At 72.4% G+C, this 10,229-nt stretch carries 10 protein-coding genes; 3 read left to right on the top strand and 7 right to left on the bottom strand.

All coding sequences use genetic code 11. The annotated features are described in order from the left end of the window. On the bottom strand, positions 1–464 hold a 464-nt coding region (locus BZL64_RS14940; RefSeq protein WP_208639444.1), incomplete at its 3' end, for an NAD-dependent epimerase/dehydratase family protein. A 71-nt stretch (positions 465–535) separates the two neighbouring features. Here BZL64_RS14940 and BZL64_RS14935 point away from each other — a divergent pair. After that, a complete protein-coding gene (locus BZL64_RS14935) occupies positions 536–1,045 on the top strand; it encodes a GNAT family N-acetyltransferase (protein WP_086769675.1) in 510 nt (169 codons plus the stop codon). A 39-nt stretch (positions 1,046–1,084) separates the two neighbouring features. Here BZL64_RS14935 and BZL64_RS14930 read toward each other — a convergent pair whose 3' ends face one another. Next, positions 1,085–2,269: a MarP family serine protease gene (locus tag BZL64_RS14930; RefSeq protein ID WP_086769674.1), complete on the bottom strand. Its 1,185-nt coding sequence runs from the start codon at positions 2,267–2,269 to the stop codon at positions 1,085–1,087. A 188-nt stretch (positions 2,270–2,457) separates the two neighbouring features. Between BZL64_RS14930 and BZL64_RS14925 the strand changes: the two genes are divergently transcribed. Both BZL64_RS14925 and BZL64_RS14920 read left to right on the top strand, forming a co-directional pair. Next, complete coding sequence (locus BZL64_RS14925; RefSeq protein WP_244205342.1) at positions 2,458–3,333, top strand: peptidoglycan recognition protein family protein; 876 nt, start codon at positions 2,458–2,460, stop codon at positions 3,331–3,333. A gap of 71 nt (positions 3,334–3,404) precedes the next feature. After that, complete coding sequence (locus BZL64_RS14920; RefSeq protein WP_086769672.1) at positions 3,405–3,647, top strand: hypothetical protein; 243 nt, start codon at positions 3,405–3,407, stop codon at positions 3,645–3,647. Positions 3,648–3,671: 24 nt separating this feature from the next. Here the strand turns inward: BZL64_RS14920 and BZL64_RS14915 are convergent, their stop codons facing one another. From BZL64_RS14915 to sucB, 5 genes are all read right to left on the bottom strand, one after another. Continuing rightward, a complete protein-coding gene (locus tag BZL64_RS14915; RefSeq protein ID WP_086769676.1) occupies positions 3,672–4,190 on the bottom strand; it encodes a DUF4240 domain-containing protein in 519 nt (172 codons plus the stop codon). A gap of 58 nt (positions 4,191–4,248) precedes the next feature. Further along, a complete protein-coding gene (locus BZL64_RS14910) occupies positions 4,249–5,232 on the bottom strand; it encodes a helix-turn-helix transcriptional regulator (RefSeq protein ID WP_086769671.1) in 984 nt (327 codons plus the stop codon). Between the two features lie 96 nt (positions 5,233–5,328). Further along, positions 5,329–8,040, bottom strand: a complete 2,712-nt coding sequence (gene aceE, locus BZL64_RS14905) for a pyruvate dehydrogenase (acetyl-transferring), homodimeric type (RefSeq protein WP_086769670.1) — start codon at positions 8,038–8,040, stop codon at positions 5,329–5,331. A 323-nt stretch (positions 8,041–8,363) separates the two neighbouring features. Next, entirely contained in the window at positions 8,364–8,987 is a 624-nt protein-coding gene (locus BZL64_RS14900; protein ID WP_086769669.1) for a GntR family transcriptional regulator, read from the bottom strand. Positions 8,988–9,156: 169 nt separating this feature from the next. After that, on the bottom strand, positions 9,157–10,229 hold a 1,073-nt coding region (gene sucB / locus BZL64_RS14895; protein WP_086769668.1), incomplete at its 5' end, for a 2-oxoglutarate dehydrogenase, E2 component, dihydrolipoamide succinyltransferase.

Genomic DNA, 10,229 nt, shown 5'->3' with positions numbered 1-10,229 from the left:
GCCGCCCGCGCCGGGTCCGCCGCCGCCTCCCACTCCACGCACAGCTCCGGCAGGAAACCGCGGCCGGCGGGCGCGCTCTCGTCGACGACCCGCTCGCCCGTCTCGCCGTAGTAGCCCATCGCGCTGCCGTTCACGAACACCCGCGGCCGCTCGTCGAGCGCGGCGACCGCCTTCGCGAGGGCGGCCGTCCCGTGCACCCGGCTGTCATGGATCCGGCGCTTGTAGGCGTCCGACCAGCGGTGGTCACCGACCCCCGCACCCGCCAGGTTGACCACGGCGGAACACCCGGCGAGCCCGGCCGCGTCCACCCGCCCCCGCTCGGGGTCCCAGCGCACCTCCGCCTCGCTCCGGGGTGCGTGGCGCACCAGGCGGACCACCTCGTGCCCGTCGGCGGTCAGGGACCGCACCAGGGCGCTGCCGATGAGACCGGACGCGCCGGCCACCGCGATTCGCGTACGTTCCATGTGCCCATCCTGCCGTGTGACCTCGTAAAACCCCCGTCCGGAGCGGACGCCCGCGTCATAAGGTGCCCCGCATGACCCACCTGCCGAATCTCACCGACGCCCGCATACGCCCCGCCCGGCCCGAGGACGGCGAGACGCTCGCCCTCATCGACCGCCTGACCTGGTCCCCGCTGCACGCGGTCGCGCCCCGGCCGCAGCCGCCGTACAGCGCCTTCTTCGACGAACGGCACCACCCCGAGGAGCACCTCGTCGCCGAGGTGGACGGCCGCGTCGCCGGTTACATCCGGCTCGGCCGGCCCACCGAACTCGCCGTCAACGCGCACGTACGCCAGATCCAGGGCCTCGCCGTCGCCGACGAGGCCCGCGGCCGGGGCGTCGGACGGGCGCTGCTCCGGGCCGCCGTCGAGGAGGCCCGCCGGCTCGGCGCCCGCCGCATCACCCTGCGCGTCCTCGGCCACAACACCCTGGCCCGGAGCCTCTACGAGTCCGAGGGCTTCGTGGTGGAGGGCGTCCTGCCGCAGGAGTTCCTCCTCGACGGCTCGTACGTGGACGACGTGTTCATGGGCCGCTCGCTCCTCTGAGCCGTCCGGCCTCCGAGCCTCCGCGAGCCCTCCGCCGCTCTACGAGCTGATCAGCTCGCCCGTGTCCACGGCGGCCGTCGCCGCCGTCGCCCGCCGGGCGTCCTCGGCGACCTCGGCGGCCGTCAGGACGTACCCCGTCTCGGCGTCGGAGGTGGAACGGGCGAAGACGACACCGAAGACCCGGCCGTCGGTGGTCAGCAGCGGGCCGCCTGAGTTGCCGGGGCGGACGGTGGAACGGATCGAGTAGATCTCCCGGGTGACGGTGCCGTCGTTGTAGATGTTCCGCCCGGTCGCGTCGACCCGGTTCGCCACCGTCGCCGCCTGGAGGTTCAGACCGCCGTCCTGCGGATATCCCGCGACCACCGCGGAATCCCCGCGCAAAGCGTCGTCGTCGAACCGCAGCACCGGCGCCCGCAGCTCCGGCACGTACAGCACGGCCACATCCCTGGCCGGATCGAAGAGCACCACCCGCGCCTCGTACGCCCGCCCGACGCCCCCGATCCGGACGGTCGGGTCGTCGATGCCCGCCACCACGTGCGCGTTGGTCATCACATGCTCGCGCGCGTACACGAACCCGCTGCCCTCGCGGCCCTGGTCGCCCGCCGCGCCCTCGACCTTCACCGTGCTCAGCTTCGCCGCACTGGTCGCCGCCGGGGTGACGCTGTCGCCGGTGGGCCTGGCCACCTCCGCCGTCGACTCGTTCTCGAACGGGTTGAAGACCTGCGGGAAGCCCGCCTCGGTGAGCGCCGAGGTGGCCCGCGAGAACCACGCCGGAGTGGTGTCCGGCATCGTGTCCTGCACCGCCCCCAGCAGCCGGGAGTCCCGGATCGCCGACGTCACCACCGGAGTCGACGACACCGCCAGTACGCTCGCCGCCACCCAGGCCACGATCAGCACCGCCACCGAGTTCGCCACCGCCCCGCCGACCCCGTCGGCCACCCTGAGCGGCCCCCGCTCCAGCTCCCGGCGCAGCCGCAACGCCAGCCGCCCCGCCAGCTCGTGCCCCACCGCCGCCGGGACCAGCACGGTCAGCACCGCCGTGACCGTCGCCGCCGTCGTCCCCGGTGCCACCAGGTCCATCACCCACGGCAGGATCCACACGCCCACCGCCGCGCCGCCCACGAAACCGGCCAGCGAGACACAGCCGGCCACCAGTCCCCGCCGGTAGCCCGACCCGGCGTACACCAGGATCACCAGCACCAGCAGGATGTCGAGCAGGTCCACGGAGCCGCCTTTCTCTCGGACCCCTTAGTACGCGGGGGACAGGCCCGGTGATCAGCCGCGCGCTCCTCACCCGTCCACGACCGGCGACGCACGCGCGCAGACCGGAAACGTCCCGGACCGGGACGATGGTTCCACCGGGTGGCACAGCACACATCGCGGACGCGACGGAACCGGCCGACAGTGAGTCCATGCGTGCCATTCGACAGGTCGTCCTCCGCGCGCGGAGACTCGCGCGAAGGTCCCTGCGCAGATCCACCCGGGGACTACGGGGACGGCGCCCCGCGCCGCTGCCGCGTCCCCTCCTGGTGGCCCTGGCCTGCCTGCCGGGGCTCGCCGCCGTAGCCGCCCTCGCCCTGTGCGTGGGCGGCGTCGAGCAGGCCGTCACCGCGTCCCTGGCGGCCCGCCCCGTGCAGCGGGCGGCACAGTCGCCCGCGCACTCCGCCGCCCGGCCGCGGATCGTGCCGCGCTCGGTCTGGGTGGCCGACGCCGCGCGCGCCCAGCCTGCCCCCCGCTACGACGACAAGGTCGTCGCCGTCTTCGTCCACCACACCGACTCGCCCAACGGCTACGACTGCGCCGACGCGCCCCGCATCATCCGCTACCTCTACGCGGGCCAGACCGGCGGCCGCGACTGGGACGACATCGGCTACAACTTCCTCGTCGACCGCTGCGGCACCATCTACGAGGGCCGCGCGGGCGGCACCGGGCGGCCCGTCACCGGCGCGCACACCCAGGGCTTCAACCACCGCACCACCGGCATCGCCGCCCTCGGCACGTTCACCTCCGGCGTCCCCGTCCCGCAGGCCATGGTCGACTCGATCGCCGCCCTCGCCGCCTGGAAACTCGGCCTGGCGGACGTCGACCCGCGCGCGAGGGTCCGACTGACCTCCAGCAACAGCGGCAGCCGGTACGCGGCGGGCGCCACGGCCGCCCTGCCCGTCCTCGCGGGCCACCAGGAGGCCTACATGACCAGCTGCCCCGGCGCGGCCCTCACCGCCCGGCTGCCGGAGATCCGGCGGACGGCGGCCCGCCTCCAGGGCCGGACCTTCACAGGAACGCCTTAGCCGGCGTTCAGGGTTCTCCCATCCCCGCCTCCTACGGTCATGCACAACACAAGGCGACCGAGGTGGGGACCATGAACAGCATCACGGACAGCAGCGCGAACACCGGTCACCAGACGGCGGCGGCGGGCCGGCACCGGGCCGCCCGTAGTTCCTGGACGGTTCTCTGCGCCGTCGCCGCGGTCGTCCTCGGCCCGGCAGCGGCCACCGCGTCCGCCCTGGAGCAGGCCAACCAGGCACCGCTGCACCAGGCCGTGCGGGCCGAGCAGCAGGCATACATCCCGATGGACGCCACGCGCCGCCGCACGACCGGGTGACCCCACGGGTCCTGGGAGAGGGGATCACCCCCTGAAGCGCTCCCACAGCAGCGGATACCGCTCCGCCAGCACCCGCTCGTTCTCGAAGTCGAGCGGCGTGCCCTCGGGCTCCGCCGGGGCGGGCGCGATGCCCAGGTCCGGCGCGACGGTCCCGGTGAGCTGCTCGTAGGCCTCGTCGGCCGCGTAGCCCAGTTCCTCGCCGTCCCCGTCGATCTCCTCGTCGAACTCGCCCAGCAGATCCGCGAGCGAGTCCGGGTCGTGCACGGCCCCCTCGTACACCTCCCGGCCCTGACCGATCAGCCAGCACCGGAAGAAGTCGAAGGCGTCGTCACTCGCCCCGTCCAGCAACACCCAGGCCGCGCCCCACAGATCCCAGGTGTACGCCCGGTTGAAGCGGGCCTCGAAGTGACGGGCGAAGTCCAGCACCATGTCGGGGTCCAGCTGGATCAGCCGCTCCACCAGCAGGTCGGCCTGCTCCTCCGGGTCGCCCTCGGCGGCCTCGCGGGTGTCGTCGACCAGCTCCCAGAACTCCGTCTCGTCCATCACGCGTCCCAGCATCGTGCCTGGACGGGTGGCCCGCACCTGGAGTGCGGGCGTTTTCCTACGGCCGGTACAACGCCGCCAGCCGGGCCGCGTCCTCGGCGAAACGGCGCCGCAGCGACTCCGGGGAGACCACCTCGGCCTCCGGCCCCAGCGCCGTGAGCTGGCCGTGCGCCACCTCCTCGGACTCCACGCCCAGGGTGACGGTCACCCAGCCCCGCGCGTCGGGCTCCCCGGCCCCCGCGAGCGCGTCCCGCGCGGCCACCGGCTCGACGGCGTACGGCAGTCGGCGCAGCCCCGCCGGCGAGAGCCGTACGACGATCTCGGCGCGCAGGATCGACCGCGCGAACCGCTCCGCCTGCCCCGCCCAGAAACCGGGCAGATCGAACTCCTCGTCCCTGCCGAAACGCTCCGCGAGCGGCTCGGCGGCCGTGAACCGGTCGATCCGGTAGGTGCGGTAGGTGCGGAAGGCCTGCGCGTCGGCCACTCGCGCGCACAGGTACCAGACGCCCGCCTTGAGCACGAGACCGTACGGCTCCAGCTCCCGGACGACCTCCGTCTCGCCCCGCCGGTAGCGGGCGGTGAGCCGGCGGTCGTCCCACACCGCGTCCGCGATCACGGGCAGCAGCGGGGGTGCGGCCGGCTCCTGGAACCAGGCCGGAGCGTCCAGGTGGAACCGCTGTGCCGCCGCCGTGGGGGCGTCCCTGAGGGACGGCATGAGCGCCGCCGACACCTTCAGACGCGCCACCGAGGCCGCGTCCGCCAGCCCCATCTCCCTGAGCGCACCCGGTACGCCGCTCAGGAACAGGGCCTCCGCCTCGCCGCGGGCCAGGCCGGTGAGGCCGGTGCGGTAGCCGTCGACGAGACGGTAGCCGCCGGCGCGCCCGCGCTCGGCGTACACCGGAACGCCCGCCTCCGACAGGGCCTGGGCGTCCCTGGTGACCGTCCGCTCCGACACCTCCAGCTCGCGCGCCAGCTCGGCGGCGGTCATGGCGGGCCGGGCCTGGAGAAGCAGCACCATCTTGATGAGCCGGGCAGCACGCATACCCGCATGATGCCGCGTGGCACCGACAGGGGGGTGCCCAGCGCGAAGGGGCGCGGTGGCTGATGCCGCCGCGCCCCTTCGCCGTGCAGAACCGGACTACAGCCCGTACTTCTCCCGTGCTTCCTTCACCGCCGTCGCCTTGACCTCGCCGCGGCGGGCCAGCTGGGCGAGGGCCGCGACCACGATCGACTCCGCGTCGACACCGAAGTGGCGGCGCGCCGCGTCACGGGTGTCGGACAGACCGAACCCGTCCGCGCCGAGGGACGAGTAGTCCTGCTCGACCCACTGCGCGATCTGGTCCGGAACCTGGCGCATGTAGTCGGAGACGGCCAGCACCGGCCCCTCCGCACCCTGGAGCGCCTGACGGACGTACGGCACCCGCTCCTCGCCGCGCAGCAGCGCCGCGTCGGCGTCCAGCGCGTCGCGCCGCAGCTCGGTCCAGGAGGTCGCGGACCACACGTCGGCGGCCACACCCCACTCCTCGGCGAGCAGCTTCTGCGCCTTGAGCGTCCAGTGGATCGCCGTGCCGGAGCCCAGCAGCTGGATGCGCGCCGCGTTGGCGACGGGCGCGAGACCGGCCGACTCCGCGGTGTTGAAGCGGTAGAGGCCCTTGATGATGGCCTCGTCGACACCGGGGCCGGCCGGCTTCGCCGGCTGCGGCATCGGCTCGTTGTAGACGGTCAGGTAGTAGAAGACGTTCTGGTCCTCGCCCGGTGCCGCCTCGCCGTACATCCGGCGCAGACCGTCCTTGACGATGACGGCGATCTCGTACGCGAACGCCGGATCGTACGACAGGGCGGCCGGGTTCGTCGCCGCGATCACCGGGGAGTGGCCGTCGGCGTGCTGCAGGCCCTCGCCCGTCAGGGTGGTCCGGCCCGCGGTGGCGCCGACGAGGAAGCCGCGGCCGAGCTGGTCGCCGAGCTGCCACATCTGGTCGGCCGTGCGCTGCCAGCCGAACATCGAGTAGAAGATGTAGAACGGGATCATCGCTTCGCCGTGCGTGGAGTACGCGGTGGACGCGGCGATGAAGTCGGCCATCGAACCGGCCTCGGTGATCCCCTCGTTGAGGATCTGGCCGTTCTTGGCCTCCTTGTAGTACATCAGCTGGTCGCGGTCGACCGGCTCGTACGTCTGGCCCTTGGGCGAGTAGATGCCCAGGGAGGGGAAGAGGCTCTCCATGCCGAAGGTGCGCGCCTCGTCGGGGACGATCGGCACCCAGCGCCTGCCGGTCTCCTTGTCGCGGACCAGGTCCTTGACCAGCCGGACGAACGCCATGGTGGTGGCGATGTTCTGGGTGCCGGAGCCCTTGTCGAAGGAGGCGAACGTCTTCTCCGCGGGGGCGGGCAGCGGGGCCAGCGCGTGCGTACGGCGGGCCGGGGCCGGGCCGCCGAGGGCGGCGCGGCGCTCCTGGAGGTAGCGGACCTCGGGGGCGTCGGCGCCGGGGTGGCCGTAGGGCACCACACCGTCGACGAACTGGCTGTCGGAGATGGGCAGTTCCAGCCGGTCGCGCATCGCCTTGAACTCGTCCACCGAGAGCTTCTTCATCTGGTGGTTGGCGTTCTTCGACGCGAAGCCCTCACCGAGGGTGTGGCCCTTGACCGTCTGGGCCAGGATGACCGTCGGGGCGCCCTTGTGCTCGACGGCCGCCTTGTAGGCCGCGTACACCTTGCGCGCCTCGTGGCCGCCACGGGAGAGGTGGAAGCACTCCAGGATCTTGTCGTCGCTCAGCAGCTTCGCCATCTCGACGAGCGCCGGGTCACCGCCGAAGAAGTCCTGGCGGATGTAGGCGGCGTCGCGCGTCTGGTACGTCTGCACCTGGGCGTCGGGCACCTGGCGCAGACGGCGTACGAGCGCGCCCGTGGTGTCGAGCCGGAACAGCTCGTCCCAGGCCGTGCCCCACAGCGTCTTGACGACGTTCCAGCCGGCGCCGCGGAACTGGGCCTCCAGCTCCTGCACGATCTTGAAGTTCGCGCGGACCGGGCCGTCGAGGCGCTGGAGGTTGCAGTTGATGACGAAAGTGAGGTTGTCCAGCTCCTCGCGGGCGGCGAGCGCGAGGGCCGCCGTCGACTCGGGCTCGTCCATCTCGCCGTCGCCGAGGAACGCCCAGACGTGCGAGCCGCCGACGTCCTTGATGCCGCGGTTGGTCAGGTAGCGGTTGAAGCGCGCCTGGTAGATCGCGGAGAGCGGGCCGAGGCCCATCGACACCGTCGGGAACTCCCACAGCCAGGGCAGCCGCCGCGGGTGCGGGTACGACGGGAGACCGTTGCCGCCCGCCTCCTGACGGAAGTTGTCCAGGTGCGCCTCGGTCAGCCGGCCGTCGAGGAAGGCACGGGCGTAGATGCCGGGGGAGGCGTGGCCCTGGATGTAGAGCTGGTCGCCCGAGCCGGGGGAGTCCTGGGACTCCTTGCCCTGGAAGAAGTGGTTGAAGCCGGTCTCGTACAGCCAGGCCGCCGACGCGAAGGTGGCGATGTGGCCGCCTACGCCGTGTTTCGCACCGCGGGTCACCATGGCCGCCGCGTTCCAGCGGTTCCAGGCGGTGATCCTGGCCTCCATCGCCTCGTCACCCGGCGCTGCGGGCTCGGCGGCGGTGGGGATGGTGTTGACGTAGTCGGTCTCGAGCAGCTTGGGCAGCGCGATGCCGTTGCCCTCTGCGCGCTCCAGCGTGCGCCGCATCAGGTATGCGGCACGGTGCGGTCCGGCCGCCTGGGTGACCGCGTCCAGGGAGGCCTGCCATTCGGCGGTCTCCTCCGGGTCCCGGTCGGGGAACTGGTCGAGCGCGCTCGGCTGGATGGCGTGGGGGTCGGTCATGTCGCCGCCTTCCTCAGTCGAAGGGGGTTCCCTCATCGGTAAGGGTTCGGGGGTGCCCTTTGTCTTTGGCAGGACAGGGCGTGGGCCTTCGGACGGTCTCGTTGTACGACCCGTCGTGAAGCCCGTCGGCGACTGTAACTCCCTGATCGATGATCGATCAAAGGGTTCAGGGCGAAAACCTCTTGATCACGAGAAAGTAGGCACTGGGTGTCTCGGCCAAAGGCACGGGGTGCCGCATTTTCGAAAGGTTTTCGCAGGTGAGGCCACGTATGAGCGAGTGCGCGCTCAGGCTCCTGGCGCGCCTGCGAGGCCGGGCGGCGCGCTCACGGCCGGGGCGCGCAGCCCAGCACGTGGGCCTTCACGATCTCCGCGATCCGCGGGTCCTGCCGCTTGAAGGCCGCCACGAGTTCCTCGTGCTCCTCCGCGTACGACTGCTGCACCGTCCCCAGCCAGCGGATCGACAGCGCCGTGAACACCTCGATGCCCAGGCCCTCCCAGGTGTGCAGCAGCACGGAGTTCCCGGCCGCGCGGACCAGCTCGCGGTGGAAGCCCACCGTGTGCCGCACCTGGCCGGTCCCGTCCGACGCCCGGTCGGCCTCGTACAGCGCCGCCACATGCGGCTCCAGCGCCGAGCAGTCCTCGGCCAGCCGCCGCGCCGCCAGCTCCGCGGCGATCGCCTCCAGCCCGGCCCGGACCGGATAGCTCTCCTCCAGGTCGGCCGCAGTCAGGTTCCGCACCCGTACGCCCTTGTTCGGCGCGGACTCGATCAGCCGCAGCGACTCCAGTTCGCGCAGCGCCTCGCGCACCGGCGTCTGGCTGACCTCCAGCTCGGTGGCGATCCGCCGCTCCACGATCCGCTCGCCCGGCTTCCAGCGCCCGCTGACGATCCCCTCCACGATGTGCTCGCGGATCTGCTCGCGCAGCGAGTGGACGACGGGCGCGGTCATGAGGGCTCCTTAGCACGTTTGACGTTTAGACAATAAGGCCGGTCAGCTCCCCGAGTGGAGCCCGCAGGCATGCTTCGACGCAGGTGAGACGAGACTTACACCCCCCTTACAACACACGGCGCCCCCGCCCAGGAGACCCGGGCGGGGGCGCCGTACAACCCTGCGCTGACTACAGGCCGAGCTCGACCTCGAACTCGCCCGCCTCCAGGATCGCCTTCACCGCGGTCAGGTACCGCGCCGCGTCGGCCCCGTCCACCAGCCGGTGGTCGTAGGACAGCGTCAGGTACGTCATGTCGCGGACGCCGATGACCGTACCCTCCTCCGTCTCGATGACGGCCGGACGCTTCACCGTGGCACCGATACCGAGGATCGCGACCTGCCCCGGCGGCACGATGATCGTGTCGAAGAGCGCACCGCGCGAACCGGTGTTGGAGATGGTGAAGGTCGCGCCGGACAGCTCGTCCGGAGTGATCTTGTTGCCGCGGACCTTGCCGGCCAGCTCGGCCGTGGCCTTGGCGATACCGGCGATGTTGAGGTCGCCCGCGTGCTTGATGACCGGGGTCATCAAGCCCTTCTCGGAGTCCACCGCGATACCGATGTTCTCGGTGTCGAAGTAGGTGATCGTGCCCTCGTCCACGTTGATCCGGGCGTTGACGGGCGCGTGCGCCTTCAGCGCCTGGGCGGCGGCCTTGACGAAGAACGGCATCGGCGAGAGCTTGACGCCCTCACGGGCCGCGAAGGAGTCCTTCGCCTTGGCGCGCAGCCGCATCAGACGCGTGACGTCGACCTCGACGACCGACGACAGCTGCGCCTGCTCGTGCAGCGCCTTGACCATGTTGTCGCCGATGACCTTGCGGATGCGGGGCATCTTGACGGTCTGGCCACGCAGCGGGGAGGCCTCCAGCGCGGGGGCCTTCTTCGCGGCGGCCGGTGCGGCGGCGGCGACCGGAGCCGGGGCGGCCGCGGCGGCCTTCGCGGCCTCGGCGGCGGCGATGACGTCCTGCTTGCGGATACGACCGCCGACGCCGGTGCCCTTGACGGAACCGAGGTCGACACCGTTCTCGGCGGCGAGCTTGCGCACCAGCGGGGTGACGTAGGCACCCTCGTCGGTGGCCTGCGCGGCGACGGGAGCCGGGGCGGCCGGGGTGACCGGAGCGGGCGCGGCCGGCGCGGGCGCCGGAGTGGGCGCGGGAGCCGGAGCGGCCGGAGCCGGAGCGGCAGCGACCGGAGCCGGAGCCGGGG

Origin of the sequence: Streptomyces bobili (genome assembly GCF_002154575.1) — a bacterium.
Classification (GTDB): domain Bacteria; phylum Actinomycetota; class Actinomycetes; order Streptomycetales; family Streptomycetaceae; genus Streptomyces; species Streptomyces bobili.
This window is presented reverse-complemented; position numbering and strand designations above follow the sequence as displayed.